Origin of the sequence: Ewingella americana, assembly GCF_006438725.1 — a bacterium.
In the GTDB taxonomy this organism is placed as follows: domain Bacteria; phylum Pseudomonadota; class Gammaproteobacteria; order Enterobacterales; family Enterobacteriaceae; genus Ewingella; species Ewingella americana_A.
In genome coordinates this window covers 132,953-152,438 of the sequence record NZ_RCZD01000010.1, presented here as the reverse complement: position 1 = coordinate 152,438, position 19,486 = coordinate 132,953, and the positions used below count along the sequence as shown (strand labels likewise).

Sequence of the window (19,486 nt, the reverse complement as noted above, 5' to 3'; positions counted from 1 at the left end):
CAGTTCCGGGCTGCAATTCCCGCACTGCGGATATGCCGCAGTGGCGCAATAATACCGTAACGACTTAATGCCCGCCAACCCTCAAATCAATAACGTGAGAGACAGCTTCCGCTAAACTTTTTCCATTACATCCGTTGCAGCCCGCGCAATAAAAAAGGGCGCAATACATTGATTGCGCCCCGGCGGGTTGATTACCGGCGGTTTATCAGAGGCTGACTTTCACCCCGATCTAGGGGTTACTGATGAACGCCAATATATCGCTCAAATTTGGCCGGTTTTAACTGGTGAAGATCAACCAGCACCAGTCCGTCGATACAGTGATTGAACGCCGGGTCGGAGCCGAAATCGATAAACTGTACGCCACCGGTTTCGCAAAGTTCTGAATACTGTTTATAAAGTGGTGGAATACTGCACCCTAAATTGCTTAATAGTCGCTTCAGGCGCTGTAAATCCTGCGGGTAATCATCACCTGAAAACTGCGCCAGTACGTCTGGCAGTGATGCCGGATAAGGGCGGCGTGAGGTCGCAAGCGGTAACGTGGGGGCGAAATAGAGCCGGTAAAATGCGATCAGCAGGTCGCGAGCGGCCAGTGGGAAGCCACCTGAAATCGATACCGGGCCAAACAAATAGCGGGTTTGCGGATATTTCGCCAGATATGCACCGATGCCCAGCCACAGATAATCCAGCCCGCGTTTGCCCCAGTAGGCGGGCTGAATAAAGCTGCGGCCCAGCTCAATACCCTGCGCCAGAATCGGGTCCATCTGGTGTCCATAATTGAACAAACTCTGACTGTAAATACTGTCTAAACCTTTCTGATTAATGCGCCCGGCGGTGGGAATAAAACGGTATGCGCCGACAATTTCCAGATCCTGCGGATCCCACAACACCAGATGATAATACTCATCATCGTAGCTATCGAGATCGCGGCGGCGACCGCTGCCTTCACCGACCGCGCGGAAGGCGATTTCCCGCAGGCGTCCCAGTTCGCGCAGAACCGGCACATAGTCCTCACCGTTGCGACGGTACAAATAAATCAGTTTTCCGTCCGGCGTCTGGCCCAGTTTCTCACTGGTTTCCAGCGCACGCTTTAGTACTGCCCGGTCTTCGGCGCGGGCAATGGCTGACTCAGACTGAAATAACCCTTGTTTGCCCTGCCCGAGACGGTACACGTGGCGGCGAAAACGCTCGGCCAGATCATTGGCCGGGGTGTGGCCGTCATGCCAGTTGGCGTAAGGAATTCGCGCACCAATCTGTAATTTCAGGCAGTTGCCACGCTGACGGAACATTTCACGCACCAGTAATAACGAGGAGAGCGGCCGGTAAATCAGTGAGCTGAGATAAAACAACGCGCTGTTGGCGCCGCCGATATGCACCGGCACAATGGGCGCACGGGCTTTGGCCGCCATGCGGATAAACCCGGTATGCCAGCGGCCATCGCGCACGCCTTTTGACGTCAGGCGTGACACTTCGCCTGCCGGAAAGACAATCAATACGCCCTGGTTTTCCAGCTGTTCCTGCATTGCTGACACTTGTGAACGCTGGGTACGGCTACCCATATTATCTACCGGGATCATCAGGCTGTTGAGTGACTCCACCCGTGACAACAGGCGGTTCGCCACCACTTTGACGTCGGGACGCACTGAGGCGATGGCGTGCAACAGCGCCAGACCGTCAAGTGTACCGATAGGGTGGTTGGCGATCACCACCACCGGGCCATAACTGGGGATTTGTTCGAGGTCGCGTTCGGCCAGTTCGCAGCGGATATCAAAATATTCCAGCACCTGCTCAACCATATCCATGCCTTTCAGATGGCGGTTCTGGTCCGCCAACTGGTGGAACTCTTTCTCATGAAACAGGGTTTTTAACAGGCTGAGCTGCCAGGGAGGGGTAATGCGCTGTGGGTCTAAGTCCTGAAGTACGGTATCCATGCTGAACATAGGATGTCCTCCGGTTAAGTTACTCAGAACATAAGCAGCGCAGATGACAGCGAAATTGCAGTGAAATGACAGAATGTGGAAAGCGTCAGTCCGAAAATTCCGCTACCCTGCGGAAATTATTCTTCCTGACGTCATGATGACTCGGGTAATCCCCTGGGTATAGAGGCCTGGCTCGGGGCCTTGCAGCAGAACGCATGCCCCGCACTGAAAAGGCCTCAGACCCCGTGAATACGCCCCATGTGTAGCGTGTCCACCAGTTCCCCGTCGCGCATCGCGTAGCAAGGGCTTCGTCCTTCGAGCTTAAAGCCGAACTTTTTGTACAGCGCGATAGCCGCGTCGTTATCGGCATAGACCGTCAGCTCAATGCGTTTCACGTTGAGCCATTTGTCGCACAGTTCAATGGCGGCGGCGAGCAACTGACTGCCCACGCCTCTTCCCTGACAGGCCGTATCAACGCCCAGCCCAAATGACGCCACATGGCGGCGTCGCCAGACGTCTTCAACTTTCAGCGTAATATTGCCGACGACGTTGCCGTCGATGCAGGCCACCAGCGCGAATTTCCCCGGCACATCGGTGGCCAGGCGGCCTTCCCAAAGTGTTGCCGGTGGGTAAGGGAGTTGGAGAGTGTCGCGGTAAACAGAAACCTGAGCGTAGAGCTGATGAAGGGCTTCTGCATCCGAGGCTTGTGCGTGACGTATGACTATTTCGCTCATGGCGACACTCCTGTTGTGGGGGTTACTGTTTGAATATCCTTTAGATTTATCAGGATTCTAAAAAGTGTCAACGGAATGTTGGCTTAAAAATAATCCTTTACAAGTGCGAATGATAATGATTATTATTGTCATGTGTTCCGGGGATGGCCACACACCATGGTCAAACGGGTCCCCATGAATGCACGACATTGCTCACATTGCTTCCAGTATTATTTAGCCAGCCAAGTGCTGGCTTTTTTTTGCCCTTCATACTTCGAACCGCAGATGCGTTGGCTGCGCGTTCATCCTGGTTACCTGACTCATTCATTCACAGTCGTCCAGCCACTTTTCGCATAGCCGATGCGTAACCGGCCGTAGTTCTGGAAAAAAATATTCCACGGTAGCTTAGGGCAGTAGATGACGCGCAGAACACAGGATCTCAACTGAGCCATTAATAAATTATTCGCATTTTGTCATATTTACTATTCCATCATGCGAGTATGACTGGACAAAATCAGGGTCTCCGGTCCAAAAATAATTATTTTTTTTCTTATCAAAGAAACCAAACCATTTTAAATTACCAGATTTATGTTTATATTCTAACTCGGCAATTTTCTTGCTTTTATCTATATCATCCCATTTTATGTTCATCCCTCCGCGCCCAAGATCTAATGGACCATCAAGATAAACATCAACAACACTCTCTTTGATTACAGAGTGTACAGAAATTACAATCTGATTGTCGTTGACAACTAGTGAAGATGTTTTTTGTTCAAAAGGGAAATAAAAACCATCATCGTTGCAAGTGGTTGCCCACAAACCTAAATTATCGCTAGCATTGGATGTAAATGAAATAGCCAATAATAAAATAAAAAAACAGCGCATTTATTTATCCCTCTGATACATTTAAGATATAACCTCCTGGGAGGTGAAGGTCGGTCTTACCGTCTAACTCAAGCCAACCCACCTTTTAGTGGGCTGGCTTTTTGCTGAGCAAAAGGATCTCAAGAGGATCCTTTAAAAATGCTGGCTCAGAGTCAACCCATTGAAAGATATTTTGTTTCTGGGCTAGTAGTTAGGCACAGATAAAATAACTCTTAAGTATTATTCACTATCTTTCAATTCTCTAAAATGCTCTGAGTCTCTCCCTTGATTTGTAAAGACCCGTCGATCCTTCTTATCTATTCGCAAATCAAACATTTTTACTGATACATTCGAGTCGCCACCGCAAACTACCGAGGCATGATTTTCTCTTACCGAGATTAAATAATATTCATTGTTTGAATTATCAAAATCAAACATCAAACATTCACCTTTGGTACTCGTTAACTTATTTTTATAAATTTCATGGTAAGCCATTTCAATCACCTTATCCTCATTGCTATCAGCAAAAGAATAAGATGAAGAAAATAGCAAAGAAGTTAAAATAAAAACCTTAATTATCATATTCATATAAATCATATTTCCGCATTAACTGTATGAGTTTTTGAGCATAATCAGGATCAGTTGCATAACCAGACTTTGCTATTTCAGTTATAAATAAATCAGGCTGAGTACTATATAAAAAGGCATTTTTATACCTATTGTTTCCTCTGAGGAATTGCCCATAATCATCGACCGACTCGGCATAATCTGCATATGCTCTAAAAGAGTCTGTTATATGAATCACCTTTCCATTAATAACCTCAGTTGTTCCAAATGAAACGCTGTTACCACTTGGTGACTTACCTTTTATTCCAAAATAAGCATTATTTTTCACATACTGCCCCCAGCCAGACTCCAACGCAGATTGAGCTAGCAATACAGATGCTGGTACCCCACATCGACTAGAAACAGAGCTTGCTGATGACGAAGCCATATCAAGAAAATTTTGAACATTCTTAGGCCTTTTTATCGTTTTTTTAACAACTGCAATTGCCTCCAAAAACGCCACAGGATGCATATGCCACGGCTCCGGACCCATGCCCTCCACCTGCTTCATCCACGCCATTTTATCAATAAATGTTTCAAGGTAGGTTTTCCACAGGGCGCCGTCCGTCGCCAGCGTATCAAGATACGTCTTCCACAGCGGGTCATCCTTGCCGTAATACCACTCGCTGGCGTGTTTCGCGATAATGCGTTGCAGACGGTCGCGGTAAGAGACGATATGAATCGCCTGGAGATACTCTTCAGTCGAGTAATGTCCGTCCTTGTTGCTGTCAATCTTCTCCAGCAGGCGCTGGTAGTTATACTGATTGAGGGCATAAGCCGGCCGGGTTTCAGCCTGCGCGGCCTTTTTCAACTGCTCCAGAATAACCTTCACGATGTTATCCGGTTGCAGGGTGCCGTTTATCAGGTCAAAGCTCGCCCCGGCCTTGTTCAGCGTCACAAATCCACGGTCTGCCAGCGCATACTGCGAGATCTTTTGGACATCCGCGGCGGCAACCCAGCCCCCTTCAGGCCGTATCTGGTAATACGCCGGCTGCCCGTTCGCCTCCAGCACTGGCACCTTGCTCAGGGTCAGAATGCCCGGCGCCTTCGTTTTGCGCGTGCTGTCCGCCATCTCGCCTTCGCCATTTTTGACAAACAGCGTCGCGCCTTCCGGGTACTTAAGGAACGCCGGCGACTGCTCGCCCGCGTGCTCCGGGTTCGTCAGGAACGTCGGCAGACTGTCGTCCATGCTCAGGCACTCGATATGCACCTGATAGCGTGACCGCTTGCCGTTCTCCTCCGGCAGCTGGTAAAAGCCCATATGCCCGAGGCTGTCACCAGCCTTAATCGCGATGGGCGCGGAGGGTACCACTACGTCACCGAACACCGGATGACTGCCGGAGGCCGTGGCGGTCTGAGGCGTCAGGCTGTCGCCGTCAGACACCACCCAGACCCGGTCGCCCTTTTTCTGCTTGCCCACGTCGCGCCCCAGCGTGACCAGGCTAAACCCGCGGGAAGCCTCGTCCGGGGTTTTGCCCGGACGTGTCACCTGCTGCGTGGTATTGCCCGGCTCATACGTCAGCGGGAAGCCCGCCGTCAGCGCTCCCGCCTTTTTCCCCTGCAGCACGTCGTCACGGCTCAGGTAATACTGCCAGTTCGTGCGGGCGGTGCAGTTCACGCTGCCGGCCGGCGGCGAACCGTAGGCCGGCCAGCATTTATCCCACCATGACGGCAGGGGGACTGACGGCGCTGCGGATTTCAGGAAGCCCTGATCGGACACCGTCCAGACCTTCGTCCCGGCCGCCACGGTGACGCCCGCCGCGTTCTTCGTCTCTGCGGCAATCGTCACCTCCGTAAACTGGTGGCCGTCGCTGTGGCGGGTAATGATATTATTGCTCAGGGTGACGCGCGTATCTTTCGCCAGCGTGCCGCCGGCCTTCCCTGCCAGTACGTCGTCCGCGCTGGCGTAATAGCGCTGAGTGCCCTTGGTTTTTCGCTCCAGCATACCGCCCTGCGGGGCGTACGCGGCAAAGGGGGCGAGCTGCATGTACAGGGTGTAAAACGTCAGCCCGCTGGCCGCCGTATTGCCCGGCTGAACACGGTGCCTGACCAGCACAAAGGAGGTGGAGAGGTGCAAATGCTCATCCCGCCACGGGATGGCCTCGCTCGCGTAATCCCTGCACACCCGAAAGGCCACGATTTCGCCGTCCGCCATGCACCGAATGAACTGCTCCCCTTTGTAAGGCTGCCGGAGATAGGCCTTCTCCTCCTCGCTGTCGGTGCTCAACGCGCACCACGGCACCGTCGCATCCGTAATGTGAATGCCCCCATGCCACATCCCCTGACTCCCCACCAGATACTGCCCCGAACTTTCGCCGCCGAGGACGGTGAGCAGGTCTTCCGGTGAGGAAAACTCGGTGCCGTTCCTGTTCGACGGCACCGGGTAACTGATTTTTGGTAGTCTTGCTGACATAGAGTTCCTTCCCTGTTGGTTGTAGTCCATCTTTGCCTGGACGGGAACTAGCTCACAGCATTCCCGGCTGACAATAGCCGCATCATACTCGCAGCTCTTCCTAACCCAAATTTTTTAGGGCGGGTGATAGAGATATGAAATCCAATAGAATGAAAACGTACGCTAAGCGTGAAATGTGCGTTTTCATTTTCATTACTTTCCCCAATATCTCCCACAAATCCTTTGAATTTAGCCAGCTACACTTGTTCATATTTTTTGAACAGAGGGATGAGATTTTTACGCTTTCTTATTCTCAGCCGTTGACTAGACTAGAGAAAACATTGAGGAGAGTTGAACATGATCTACTTACGCAAAGCACAAGAACGCGGTCACGCAAGTCACGGTTGGCTGGAAAGCTGGCACACGTTTTCTTTCGCCGATTACTACGATGCAAATTTCATGGGCTTCTCCGCGCTGCGGGTTATCAATGAAGATTTCATCGACGCGGGGCAAGGTTTTGGCAAGCATCCGCACAAAGACATGGAAATTCTGACCTACGTGCTGGAAGGCACCGTGGAACATCAGGACAGCATGGGCAATAAAGAGCAGATCCAGGCCGGTGAATTCCAGATCATGAGCGCCGGGACCGGCGTGACGCACTCGGAGTACAACGGTAATAAAGATAAGAAATTACACCTGTACCAGATCTGGATCATGCCTGATAAAAAAGGTCTGGAACCGCGTTACGAACAGCGGATGTTCGACGCGCCGCAGGGCCGCCAACTGGTGCTTTCCCCGGATGCCCGCGAGGGGTCGCTGAAAGTGTTCCAGGACATGGAACTGTCACGCTGGGCGCTGAAGAAAGATGAACAGTCGGTTTATCAGATTCAGGCAGAACGCCGCGTGTGGATCCAGGTGGTAAAAGGCACCGTATCGATTAACGGTCAGAAAGCCGGCCCGAGTGATGCCCTGGCCATCTGGGACGAAACCGCGCTGTCGGTACATGCCGATGAAGACAGTGAAATCCTGTTGTTTGATCTGCCACCGGTCTGATAAGTATCAGGTTCTGCGACGTCATAATGGGCAACGCCGGTTGCCCATTTTTTTGTTTTCATTCCCCTGCGCCATAGTCTTCCCTGCATAACATTGCTGATATTTCATTCAACTTCGTGATGCCATTCACAGCCTTGTGCATGGTTACGCCCGATTTTTGAACGCGCTCTCATTCTTCATCTTTAAGTGTGGAAACCGGTTTCCAAAATGACTCCAATGCCTGTGTGATCCATTTAACTCAGTAGCCCTTTCATCATCACTGGAGTGAAGCACTATGAAAAAAATCATGCTTTGTTGTGCGGCGGGAATGTCGACCAGTATGTTGGTTCGCAAGATGAACGAAGCGGCGCAGGCGCGCGGCGACGAAGTAGAAATAGCAGCCTTTGGGGCCAGCGAGTTCGAGGAGAAATTCCGCGACTATCAGGTGGTACTGCTGGGGCCACAGATTCGTTATATGCATGCTGATTTGGCGGCCAAAGCGGCTGAGTTCAACATTCCTGTTGCCACCATCGACATGATGGATTACGGCATGCAGCGCGGTGAGAAAGTGCTGGACCACGCCCTGTCGCTGATTGAGCAGGAAGGAAGCCACGTATGAGTGCTTACCAGTCGATGGTGAATGTCATCGAAAAGCACATCACGCCACTGGCCGGCAGCGTCGGCCAGCAACGACACGTGATTGCGATTCGTGACGGCTTTATTGCTGCGCTGCCGTTTATGATCATCGGTTCATTCATGCTGGTGTTTATCTTCCCGCCATTTTCGCCGGACACCACCAACGGTTTTGCGCGTGGATGGCTGGATTTGTCGCTGAAATACCGCGAACAGCTGATGCTGCCGTGGTATTTGAGCATGGGTGTTATGACGTTTTTCATCTCGGTCGGCATTGGCGCGAGTCTGGGAAAACACTATAAACTCGACCCGATCATGACCGGTTTGCTGGCATTTATGGCCTTCCTGCTGGTGGCGGCGCCGTATCATGACAAGCAAATCTCCACCCAATATTTCTCCGGTGAGGGCATTTTCACCGCCATTCTGACGGCGATTTACGCCGCCGAAGTGTATGCATTATTAAAACGGCGCAATATCACTATCCGTCTGCCGAAAGAGGTGCCAACCGGTGTGGCGCGCTCGTTTGAAATCCTGATCCCGGTGATCGTGATTGTCGCGACGCTGCATCCGCTGAATCTGTTTATTCAGGCTGCCACCGGCATGATCATCCCTGAAGCCATCATGCAACTGCTCGCCCCGTTGGTCTCCGCATCCGACTCCCTGCCTGCGATTCTGATTTCGGTGTTTATCTGCCAGGTGTTGTGGTTTGCCGGTATTCACGGCGCGCTGATTGTCACCGGCATCATGAACCCGTTCTGGATGACCAATTTGGCACTGAACCAGGCCGCATTATCCACCGGCGCCCCGCTGCCACATATTTATCTGCAAGGTTTCTGGGACCACTACCTGCTGATTGGTGGCGTCGGTTCGACCCTGCCGTTGGCCTTTTTACTGCTGCGCAGTAAAGCCATTCATCTGCGAACCATCGGTAAAATGGGCGTGGTGCCAAGCTTCTTCAATATCAACGAACCGATTCTGTTCGGCGCACCGATAATCATGAATCCGGTGTTTTTCCTGCCGTTTATCTGTGTGCCGATGCTCAATGCCGTCTTTGCATACACCGCCACCAAACTCGGCTGGGTCGCGCAGGTGGTGTCGCTGACGCCATGGACTACCCCCGCGCCCATCGGGGCATCGTGGGCCGCTAACTGGGCGTTCAGCCCGGTGATTATGTGCCTGTTCTGTATGGTGTTATCGGCGGTAATGTACTACCCGTTCCTGAAAGCCTATGAGCGCACGTTGTTGAAACAGGAAGCAGAAAAGGCCACTCCACAAACGGCGGGTAACGCCGTGCCAGCAAACAGCTAACGGACTGCGAGGATGACGATGAAATACCCATTCCCTAAAGAATTCTGGTGGGGCAGTGCCAGCTCTGCGCCGCAAACAGAAGGTGAAACCCTGACTCATGGCAAAAGCGCCACGGTCTGGGATCACTGGTTTGAACAACAACCGAACCGTTTTCACGGTGAGGTCGGGCCGCAGGACACCTCGACGTTTTACAAACACTGGCGCGAGGATATCGCGCTGCTGAAGCAGCTCAATCACAACACGTTCCGTACCTCAATTTCCTGGGCGCGTCTGATTCCCAACGGGCGCGGCGAAGTGAATCAGGAGGCGGTCACCTTCTACAATCAGGTGATTGATGAAATGCTGGCGCAGGGCGTGCAGCCGTTCATCAACCTGTTCCACTTTGACATGCCGATGGCGCTGCAAGAGATCGGCGGTTGGGAAAATCGCGACGTGGTCCGGGCCTATGAAAAGTACGCCGACACCTGTTTTGCGCTGTTCGGTGACCGCGTGAAACACTGGTTCACCTTTAACGAGCCGGTAGTGCCAGTGGAAGGCGGTTATCTGTATGATTTCCACTATCCGAACGTGGTGGATTTTAAACGTGCAGCGACGGTCGCTTATCACACCATGCTGGCGCATTCGCTGGCGGTGAAAGCCTACCGGGCGCGTCAACAGGGCGGCGAAATCGGCATTATTCTCAACCTGACGCCGTCTTATCCGCGCTCGCAGAATCCGGCGGATCTTAAAGCCGCCAACATCGCTGACCTGATGTTCAACCGCAGTTTCCTCGACCCCGCGTTGCGTGGGGAATACCCGCAGGAACTGGTGGCGTTGCTGAAAACACACGATCAACTTCCTGCCTGTCAGCCGGGTGACGCCGAATTGTTGCAGCAGGGCGTAGTGGATTTACTCGGCATCAACTATTACCAGCCGCGCCGTATTCAGTGCCGCGACAGCATGGTCAATCCTGACAGTCCGTTTATGCCTGAATGGTTTTTCAGTAGCTATGAGATGCCGGGACGTAAGATGAACCCGTACCGTGGCTGGGAAATCTATGAAAAGGGTGTCTACGACATCCTGACTAATCTGCGCGAAAACTACGGCAACCCGCGCTGTTTTATTTCCGAAAACGGTATGGGCGTGGAAAACGAGCTGCGCTTCGAACAGCAAGGCCGAATTGATGATGATTACCGCATCGACTTCGTGCGCGGGCATCTGACCTGGCTGCACCGCGCATTACAGGAAGGCAGCGGCTGTCTCGGGTACCATATGTGGACGTTTATCGACTGTTGGTCGTGGATGAACGCCTACAAAAACCGTTATGGCTTTGTGCAACTGGATCTGGCGACGCAAAAACGCACGGTGAAAAAGAGCGGTGAGTGGTTTGCCCGTGTAGCTTCACAGCACGGCTTTGATTAACCGGCTATCTATAGGGGTTGTATGGCAAACATTAATGACGTTTCGCGGCTGGCGCAGGTGTCGAAAGCCACCGTGTCGCGGGTGCTCAGCGGCAGTCGCAACGTAAAAGAGGAGAGCCGCCTGGCCGTGATGCGGGCGGTGGAAGTGCTGAACTACAAGCCCAACGTCATTGCCCAGTCGTTGTCGAACCAGTCTACGGGTTGCATTGGTGTGGTCTGCGCGTCGGAGAATATCAACCAGACCACCGGTTATCTTCACGCGCTGGAAAAGCAGCTGCGGCTCAACCAAAAACATCTGCTGCTGCGCTTTGCCAGCGATGCGGCGAGTGTCGCGCATTCCCTCAATGAAATCGGCAACGGTTTATGTGATGCGGTGATTGTCATTGGTGCGCGTTTTCCTCTGCCGCCATTGCCGCACAGTGCGATCACCATTGATTGCCTGCAGAGTCACACCGAGCGCAGCATTCAGTTTGATCACAGCTTTGCCGCTGAAACGGCCAGCCAGTATTTGATTAATCAGGGACGGCGTAACATCGCGCTGATTAACCTGCATGACGGCGACGCTGCCGAACAGGTTTCACAGGGCTACCATCAGGCGCTGGAACACCATCTGCTGCCTTACAACCGCCAACGGGTGTTCAGCGGGGAGAATGCGCTGCAACGGCTGCTTAATCAGAATGTCAGCTTCAACGGATTGTTGGTGCCGGACGACGCCATGGCGCAGGAGGCCCTGCGTTTACTGCCGCAGTTTGGCCGTCAGGTGCCGGCAGATGTCATGGTGTTCAGCCTCGACAGCACGTTGCCGCAGGGCGCATCGGCGGTACCGGCCATTGCCTATCCGCTGGAAAAACTGGCACAGCGTGCCATCGCCCTGTTAACCGCGCCGCTTTCTGCCGTTGCTGGTACGGCACCGGTTCGCGGCACGCTGATGACCCCGTTCTGATTACGTTATCCGTCAGGGCGAATTTTTGCTAAAATCAGCTTCAGATTCCCTTAACCAGTTCATTGAAAATAATGAAGAAAAAAAGGCCAGTGCTTCAGGATGTGGCAGATAAAGTGGGCGTCACTAAAATGACGGTCAGCCGCTATTTGCGTAATCCTGAACAGGTTTCTACCGCATTGCAGGAGAAAATCTCCGCGGTACTTGATGAACTGGGGTACATCCCCAATCGGGCTCCCGATATTCTCTCCAACGCCAAAAGCCGCGCCATTGGCGTGCTGCTGCCGTCGCTGACTAACCAGGTGTTCGCTGAAGTGCTGCGCGGCATCGAAAGCGTGACCGATATTCATGGCTATCAGACCATGCTGGCGCATTACGGCTACAGCCCGGAACGCGAAGAGCAGCGGCTGACGTCGCTGCTTTCCTACAATATCGACGGCCTGATTCTGTCCGAGCGCACGCACACCGCGCGCACCTTGAAGATGATCGAAGTGGCGGGCATTCCGGTGGTTGAGATGATGGACTGCGTGTCGCCGTGCGTCGATCTGGCGGTCGGTTTTAACAATTTCGAAGCCGCACGGCAGATGACTCAGCAGATTATCGCCCGTGGCCACCGTCATGTGGTCTATTTCGGCGCGCGTCAGGATGAACGAACGCTGATCAAACAGCAGGGCTACGAGCAGGCGATGCGCGAGTCCGGGCTTGAGCCGTACAGCGTGATGACCAGCCGCTCATCGAGCTATTCGGCAGGGGCTGAATTGCTAAAGCAGGCGCAGAAAGACTGGCCGCAGATCGACAGTATTTTCAGCACCAACGATGACCTGGCGGCGGGCGCGTTTTTTGAGTGCCAGCGCCAGGGGCTGCATATTCCTTCTCAGATGGCCATCGCCGGTTTCCACGGCCACAACATGGGGCAGGCGATGGAGCCGCAGCTCGCCAGCGTCCTGACACCACGTGAACGTATGGGGCAGATTTCCGCCGAACGCCTGCTGGCAAGATTACGTGGCGAAGCTGTGACGCCACGTATGGTCGATGTTGGTTTTACGATATCTCCGGGTGGAAGTATCTGAGAGTCCTGTCACAGAACGCCATAACCGGCCTTGTTTGAGGATGAACGCAACGTTATAAACGAGCTTCGGGACGTTATCAGCGCAGTACCCTGAGCGAAACCTGATTCGACGTCTGTCTTTACTGACAGACGTCGAATCAGGTTTTTTTTTGGCCGTAATTCGGCAAGTCCAGTATGGGAATAAGGATAAAAACGATGAATATCAAATCCCTGGCAGAAGAAATAATCCGTTTAGTCGGCGGGGAAGCTAACGTGGAAACCGTGGTGCATTGCGCCACCCGCCTGCGTTTTTCGCTGCGTGATAAGAGCAAAGCCGACGTGGCGGCGATCGAAAATCTGGACGGCGTGATCACCACGGTAACCGGTTCAGGCCAGTTCCAGGTAGTGATCGGCAACCGGGTGGCAGAAGTGTACCGCGAGCTGGGGAATTTCACGGCGCTGCTCGAAGACAGCCATCACCATGCGCAGAAACCCGCCAAACGCAGCGGCAGCCGGGTCGGCCATCTGATTGATATCGTCTCGGCCATTTTCACTCCGCTGCTGGGGGCAATGGCCGCCGCCGGTGTGCTGAAAGGGTTGCTGAACATCGCGACGTCGCAGGGCTGGATGGTGAAAACCGAATCCACCTACATTATTTTGCAGGCGGCCTCCGACAGCCTGTTCTATTTCCTGCCGATCATGCTGGCCATCACCACCGCCAGAAAATTTCAGGGTAACGTGTTTGTGGCCGTGTCGATTGCTGGTGCGCTGATTTACCCGTCGATGATTGACCTCTTCACCCGTCAGGTGGAAGTGACATTCTTCGGTATTCCGGTGGTGATGATGAAGTACACCTCGACGGTGGTGCCGATCATCTTCTCGGTGTATGTCATGTGCCATCTGGAGCGGCTGTTCGATAAATTCATCCATGAAACGGTGCGCAGCATTATCACGCCGTTCCTGCTGCTGGTGATCATGGTGCCGCTGACGCTCATCACCCTCGGCCCGGTTGGGATTTACACCAGCGAAGCGGCGGCAGGCGTGTTTGTCGCTATCTTCAGCTACAACCCGATTATCGCCAGCGCCCTGTTTGCCGCACTCTGGCAGGTGTTTGTCATCTTCGGGATGCACTGGGCCTTTACGCCGGTGATCATCAACGACATCACGGTGTTGGGGCGCAGTACGCTGAAAGCCTCGACGGTACCTGCTGTTTTCGCCCAGGCCGGAGCCGTGCTCGGGGTGATGTTCAAAACCAAAAACAAAAAGATGAAGGCGCTGGCAGGCAGCACCTTTATTACCGCGCTGTTCGGCATTACGGAACCGGCGGTGTACGGCGTGACGCTCAAACTCAAAAAACCCTTTGTCTGCGCGGTGATTGCTGCCGCCGTGGGCGGTGGGGTGGTCGGTTATTCCAACAGTGCGGCGATCTCTACCGGCATTCCGAGCCTGCTGACCTTACCGATCTTTTACGGTGAGGGGTTTGGTGGGCTGATCCTGGGGATCGTCATCTCCTTTGTGATGGCCGCCGTTCTTACCTATATCGTCGGATTTGACGATCCGGTGGAAGAGTCTGCCGCTGCACCGGTTGCAAAACCCTCGCCTTCCCGCCCGGTGATTGCCGTTCCTACCGGCGTTGCCGAACAAATCATGGTGCCGGTTGCCGGGCGCGTGATTGCGCTGGAAGAGGTGAATGACAAAGTCTTCTCCAGCGGCGTGGTCGGTGATGGCATCGCCATTCAGCCGGTCAACGGGCAGGTCTATTCGCCGGTAAACGGCATCGTCACTGCGACCTTTGACTCCGGCCATGCGCTGCAAATTCTCTCTGATCACGGGGCGGAAGTGCTGATCCACATCGGGCTGGATACCGTGCAGCTCAACGGCGAGCACTACGTCATGCATGTGAAGGAAAATCAGTGCGTTAAGCAGGGCGACCTGCTGATCGAGTTTGATTTAGAAGCCATCGGCCAGGCCGGATACGACACCATCACGCCGGTGATCATCACCAATTCTGAGCAGTACAAAGGTTTCCATAAAACGCGTCAGCCCGATGCCATCGCTGGTGATGTGCTGCTGACGCTGTCTTAACCCAATTTGTCTCAAAAAGAGAGGAGAACACCGTGAAATACCGTGAACTTAAACCTTTTCCCGCCGACTTTTTATGGGGCGCTTCCACCTCAGCTTATCAGGTAGAAGGCGCATGGAATGAAGAGGGTAAAGGCCCCTCAGTGATTGACGCACGCCGTGCATACCCGGCCGGCACCACCGACTTCACCGTCGCCAGCGATCACTATCATCGCTATAAAGAAGATATCGCCCTGTTCGCCGAAATTGGCCTCAAATCTTACCGTTTTTCTATTGCCTGGACCCGTATCGTGCCCGACGGCAGCGGTGAGATTAACCCCGCCGGCATCGCGTTTTACCATAAATTGATTGATGAAATTCTCAGTCACGGCATCGTGCCGATTGTCACCCTGTACCACTTCGATTTACCGCAGGCGCTGCAGGAAAAAGGCGGCTGGCATAACCGCGAAACGGTGGATGCCTTTGCGCGCTATGCCGATATTCTGTTTGATGAGTACGGCAGCAAAGTGAAATATTGGCTGACCATCAATGAGCAGAACCTGATGATTTTACAGGGTGCGGCGCTCGGTACGCTGGATGAGAAACTGGAAGGGCAGAAGAAGAATCTCTATCAGCAAAATCACAATATGCTGGTGGCGCAGGCGAGGGTGATGCATTCGCTGCATAATAAAATTCCGGGAGCCAAAATCGGCCCGGCGCCAAACATTGCGGTTATTTACCCGGCCACTTCTAAACCTGAAGATATTCTGGCGGCATTTAACTATAACGCTATCCGCAACTGGCTTTATCTGGATATGGCCGCGCGCGGGGAATATAACGTCATGGCGTGGCGGTATATGGAAGAGAAGGGCTACACGCCGGATATTCAGCCAGGGGATATGGAGATCCTGCGCAGCGGAAAACCGGACTTTATTGCCTTCAACTATTACACCACCCAGGCGGTGGAAGCCAGCCGTGGTGATGGTCAGGATGAAGTGATCCGCGGTGGGAACAAATTGCTGAAATCAGGGGAAGATGGTGTGCACCGTGGGGCGGCAAATAACCATCTGCCACGTACTGAATTTGGCACCGAAATCGATCCGGTGGGTTTTCGTAATACCTTACGTGAAATCTACGACCGTTATCATTTGCCACTGCTGATCACGGAGAACGGCTTGGGCGCATTCGATAAACTGGATGAAAACGGGGAAATTAATGACCACTACCGCATCGACTATTTACGCCGCCATCTGGAACAAATGCAGTTAGCCATAACCGATGGTGTGGAAGTATTTGGTTATACGCCGTGGTCGGCGCTGGATTTAATTTCCACCCATCAGGGTTGCTCCAAGCGTTACGGCTTAATTTACGTGAACCGCGACGAATTTGATCTGAAAGATCTGCGGCGTATTCGTAAACTCAGTTCTTACTGGTATGCCGATGTGATTAAAAACAACGCATTGCCATAAATGGTAATAATCACCCTGACCGGTGCTAAGGTGATAACGTGTGATGCGTTATCGCCTTTATGTTTTATAGCGGGTGAAGTTTTATGGCCCTGAATAAAGTAAGGAATTATCCGGCATGAGATCACGGTGATGAAAGTCATAAAGGTATTAAGCAATAACGCCATTATTGCCACGACGGATGATCAGCAGGAAATGGTGGCCATTGGTCGGGGGATTGGTTTCGGTAAACAGGCGGGTGACGAGGTTAATCCTGCTGATATTGAAAGCCAGTTCGTTAAAAAAGCCAGCGGCATGACCGATGTTCTGGCGCAACTGACGGCAGCGATACCGACGGAATATCTCTTCATCACCCAGCAGGTGATTGTACTGGCTAAATCCAGGCTGAATATCGACGTGCAGGAAACGCTGTTTTTTGCGCTAAGCGATCACATCAGTTTTGCGGTGGAAAGATTTAAAAAAGGGCTCGAGATAAAGAACATCTTACTGTGGGATATTAAGCAGTTTTATCAGGCAGAGTTTGCGGTCGCCATGGAAGCACTGACGCTGATTAACCAGAAATTGCAGATTGAACTGCCGGAAGATGAGGCGGGTTTTCTGGCCCTGCATCTGGCTAATGCGACCAATAATAATATGCAGAGCACCATGCAAAGTGCCGGTATGATTAAAGATATTCTTAATATCATCAAATATGATTTACGTATTAAATATGATGAAAAATCCATCGACTATCAGCGTATTGTTACCCACCTGAAATTCTTTTCTTTGCGGTTATTAAACCGCACTGCCGTCAATCATAATGACCAGAGTATTTACGCCGGAATTCAGGATGCCATGCCAGCATCTTACCAGTGCGCATTAAAGATCAATGATTACGTGGCGAAAAATCACCAGAGCCAACTGACCACCGATGAGCTGATGTTTTTGACCATACACATCAATCGATTGAAGCCCGTCTAGACGGGCCTGGTTACCTGCTAAAGATCACTGATTGTGCTTATCTAATGCCGCCACACAGCGATCCACCACACCTTCAAACTTGTGATCAATATTCACGCGCAGCACATCCGGTTCATCTTCGCCGGGTTCTTCGAGTGCATCGAACTGGCTTTTGAGCAGGTCCATCGGCATAAAGTGACCGGCGCGGGCTTTCAGGCGTTCGGAAATCACATCAATGCTGCCTTTTAGATAGATAAACACCACACCCTGATTTTCATCACGCAGCGCATCGCGGTAGCGGCGTTTGAGCGCAGAGCAGACAATTACCCCGCTTTCATTTTTGTGATACAGGCTGTAGGCGGCGTCATTCAGGCGTTTGAGCCACGGCGCGCGGTCTTCGTCATCCAGAGGATGACCGCTGGCCATTTTCTGAATATTGGCGCGGGGATGGAGATCATCGCCGTCGATGAATTTTGCGTTAATTTCCCGGGCTAGTGCCGCGCCGACGGTGGACTTACCGCTGCCTGACACGCCCATCAGAATGATGCTTTGTCCTGCCATAAGTTGATCTCTATCCCAAAATGAAAATATTGACTGTGTAGTGAGTCCTAATATTAGCATGTTACCGGTATCATGATACCGGTAACAAATGGAGATGTGACTAATATCACAAAGGAATGCACTGCTGATTTATCGGTCGCGGCCTGTACCCGTTGCACTGTTAACTCCTACAATTCGTTGAAAATTAAAAAATAATGCACCCGTGATTTTTACCTGAAGCACGGGATAACGCATAAGGGGAAAAGATATGCCATTAGTCATTGTAGCGGTTGGCGTCGCGCTGCTGCTGTTGCTTATGATCCGGTTCAAACTCAACGGCTTCATCGCATTGATCCTGGTCGCACTGGCGGTCGGTATCATGCAGGGTATGCCGGTGGATAAGGTCATCACCTCAATTAAAAACGGCGTCGGCGGCACGCTCGGCGGTTTGGCGCTGATCATGGGCTTTGGTGCCATGCTCGGTAAAATGCTGGCGGACTGCGGCGGTGCACAGCGCATTGCCACGACGCTTATTGCCAAATTCGGCAAAGAACACATTCAGTGGGCCATCGTGCTGACCGGTTTTATCGTCGGTTTTGCGTTGTTCTATGAAGTGGGCTTCGTGCTGATGTTACCTCTGGTCTTCACCATCGCGGCGGCGGCACGTTTGCCGCTGTTGTATGTGGGTGTGCCGATGGCGGCTGCGCTGTCAGTCACCCACGGTTTTCTGCCTCCGCACCCTGGGCCGACTGCGATTGCCACGATTTTCCATGCTGATATGGGTAAAACCTTGCTGTATGGTTCACTGCTGGCCGTGCCGACGGTGATCCTCGCGGGTCCGGTGTTTGCTCGTTTTCTGAAAGGCATTGATAAGCCCGTTCCAGAGGGCCTGTTCAACCCGAAAACCTTTACGGAAGAAGAGATGCCTGGCTTTGGTGTCAGCGTCGCGACGTCATTGGTGCCGGTGATTTTGATGGCCTTCCGCGCGGTTTGCGAAATGATCCTGCCGAAAGGCCATCCGGTTCTGGCCTATGCAGAATTCTTCGGCGACCCGGTGATGGCAACGCTGATTGCCGTGCTGATCGCTATCTTCACCTTCGGTCTGAACCGTGGACGTTCGATGGATCAGGTGATGACCACCGTTACGGAGTCGATCAAAATCATCGCGATGATGCTGTTGATCATCGGTGGTGGCGGGGCGTTCAAACAGGTACTGGTCGACAGCGGCATCGAGCCGTACATCGCCAATATCATGAACGGCAGTAATCTGTCGCCAATCCTGCTGGCCTGGTCGATTGCTGCGGTACTGCGTATCGCACTGGGTTCAGCGACCGTTGCGGCGATTACCGCAGGCGGGATTGTTGCCCCACTGATTGCCACCAGCGGCGCCAGCCCTGAGCTGATGGTTATCGCCGTCGGTTCCGGCAGCGTGATTTTCTCCCACGTTAACGATCCCGGCTTCTGGTTGTTCAAGGAGTACTTCAACCTGACTATCGTTGAAACCTTCAAGTCATGGTCAATACTGGAAACCATCATCTCCCTGTGCGGCCTCGGCGGTTGTCTGCTGCTGTCGATGGTGGTGTAACGGGTTACTTTTTCAAGTAAAGCAAAGCCTTAAAGAATAAAAA

16 protein-coding genes are annotated in these 19,486 nt (G+C 52.7%); 10 read left to right on the top strand and 6 right to left on the bottom strand.

Annotated features, from left to right (window positions below):
* Positions 1 to 236 precede the first annotated feature (236 nt).
* The 5 genes from EAH77_RS18165 to EAH77_RS18145 all read right to left on the bottom strand — a co-directional run bounded on the left by EAH77_RS18165 (position 237) and on the right by EAH77_RS18145 (position 6,512).
* Complete coding sequence (locus EAH77_RS18165) at positions 237 to 1,937, bottom strand: lysophospholipid acyltransferase family protein (protein WP_140474226.1); 1,701 nt, start codon at positions 1,935 to 1,937, stop codon at positions 237 to 239.
* 215 nt (positions 1,938 to 2,152) lie between these two features.
* Positions 2,153 to 2,650 carry a GNAT family N-acetyltransferase gene (locus EAH77_RS18160; RefSeq protein ID WP_140474225.1) on the bottom strand — a complete coding sequence of 166 codons (498 nt, stop codon included), beginning with the start codon at positions 2,648 to 2,650 and terminating at the stop codon, positions 2,153 to 2,155.
* Positions 2,651 to 3,088: 438 nt separating this feature from the next.
* A complete protein-coding gene (locus EAH77_RS18155; protein ID WP_140474224.1) occupies positions 3,089 to 3,514 on the bottom strand; it encodes a hypothetical protein in 426 nt (141 codons plus the stop codon).
* 219 nt (positions 3,515 to 3,733) lie between these two features.
* Positions 3,734 to 4,081 carry a hypothetical protein gene (locus EAH77_RS18150; protein WP_140474223.1) on the bottom strand — a complete coding sequence of 116 codons (348 nt, stop codon included), beginning with the start codon at positions 4,079 to 4,081 and terminating at the stop codon, positions 3,734 to 3,736.
* Entirely contained in the window at positions 4,065 to 6,512 is a 2,448-nt protein-coding gene (locus EAH77_RS18145; protein ID WP_161985822.1) for a glycoside hydrolase family 73 protein, read from the bottom strand. The genes EAH77_RS18150 and EAH77_RS18145 overlap by 17 nt, the downstream gene beginning before the upstream one ends.
* A gap of 336 nt (positions 6,513 to 6,848) precedes the next feature.
* Between EAH77_RS18145 and EAH77_RS18140 the strand changes: the two genes are divergently transcribed.
* The 9 genes from EAH77_RS18140 (at position 6,849) to licT (ending at position 17,339) form a co-directional block, all read left to right on the top strand.
* Positions 6,849 to 7,544 (top strand): pirin family protein, encoded by a 696-nt coding sequence (locus tag EAH77_RS18140; RefSeq protein ID WP_140474222.1) that lies wholly within the window; start codon positions 6,849 to 6,851, stop codon positions 7,542 to 7,544.
* Positions 7,545 to 7,818: 274 nt separating this feature from the next.
* Positions 7,819 to 8,142: a PTS sugar transporter subunit IIB gene (locus tag EAH77_RS18135; protein ID WP_140474221.1), complete on the top strand. Its 324-nt coding sequence runs from the start codon at positions 7,819 to 7,821 to the stop codon at positions 8,140 to 8,142.
* Positions 8,139 to 9,464, top strand: coding sequence for a PTS sugar transporter subunit IIC (locus tag EAH77_RS18130; protein ID WP_140474220.1), 1,326 nt, complete (start codon positions 8,139 to 8,141; stop codon positions 9,462 to 9,464). Before EAH77_RS18135 ends, EAH77_RS18130 begins: the two co-directional genes overlap by 4 nt.
* Before the next feature lie 18 nt (positions 9,465 to 9,482).
* Positions 9,483 to 10,865, top strand: a complete 1,383-nt coding sequence (locus EAH77_RS18125; protein WP_140474219.1) for a glycoside hydrolase family 1 protein — start codon at positions 9,483 to 9,485, stop codon at positions 10,863 to 10,865.
* A 21-nt stretch (positions 10,866 to 10,886) separates the two neighbouring features.
* A complete protein-coding gene (locus EAH77_RS18120; protein ID WP_140474218.1) occupies positions 10,887 to 11,807 on the top strand; it encodes a LacI family DNA-binding transcriptional regulator in 921 nt (306 codons plus the stop codon).
* 71 nt (positions 11,808 to 11,878) lie between these two features.
* Positions 11,879 to 12,874 (top strand): gluconate operon transcriptional repressor GntR, encoded by a 996-nt coding sequence (gene gntR, locus EAH77_RS18115; RefSeq protein WP_140474217.1) that lies wholly within the window; start codon positions 11,879 to 11,881, stop codon positions 12,872 to 12,874.
* Between the two features lie 194 nt (positions 12,875 to 13,068).
* Entirely contained in the window at positions 13,069 to 14,937 is a 1,869-nt protein-coding gene (locus EAH77_RS18110) for a beta-glucoside-specific PTS transporter subunit IIABC (RefSeq protein ID WP_140474216.1), read from the top strand.
* A 32-nt stretch (positions 14,938 to 14,969) separates the two neighbouring features.
* Positions 14,970 to 16,382 (top strand): glycoside hydrolase family 1 protein, encoded by a 1,413-nt coding sequence (locus tag EAH77_RS18105; protein WP_140474215.1) that lies wholly within the window; start codon positions 14,970 to 14,972, stop codon positions 16,380 to 16,382.
* 129 nt (positions 16,383 to 16,511) lie between these two features.
* Positions 16,512 to 17,339 carry a BglG family transcription antiterminator LicT gene (gene licT, locus EAH77_RS18100; protein ID WP_140474214.1) on the top strand — a complete coding sequence of 276 codons (828 nt, stop codon included), beginning with the start codon at positions 16,512 to 16,514 and terminating at the stop codon, positions 17,337 to 17,339.
* Positions 17,340 to 17,363: 24 nt separating this feature from the next.
* Here licT and EAH77_RS18095 read toward each other — a convergent pair whose 3' ends face one another.
* Positions 17,364 to 17,879, bottom strand: a complete 516-nt coding sequence (locus tag EAH77_RS18095) for a gluconokinase (RefSeq protein WP_140474213.1) — start codon at positions 17,877 to 17,879, stop codon at positions 17,364 to 17,366.
* 247 nt (positions 17,880 to 18,126) lie between these two features.
* On the opposite strand from EAH77_RS18095, the gene gntT reads away from it, so the two are divergent.
* Positions 18,127 to 19,443, top strand: coding sequence for a gluconate transporter (gene gntT, locus EAH77_RS18090; protein WP_140474212.1), 1,317 nt, complete (start codon positions 18,127 to 18,129; stop codon positions 19,441 to 19,443).
* The last annotated feature ends 43 nt before the right edge of the window (positions 19,444 to 19,486 follow it).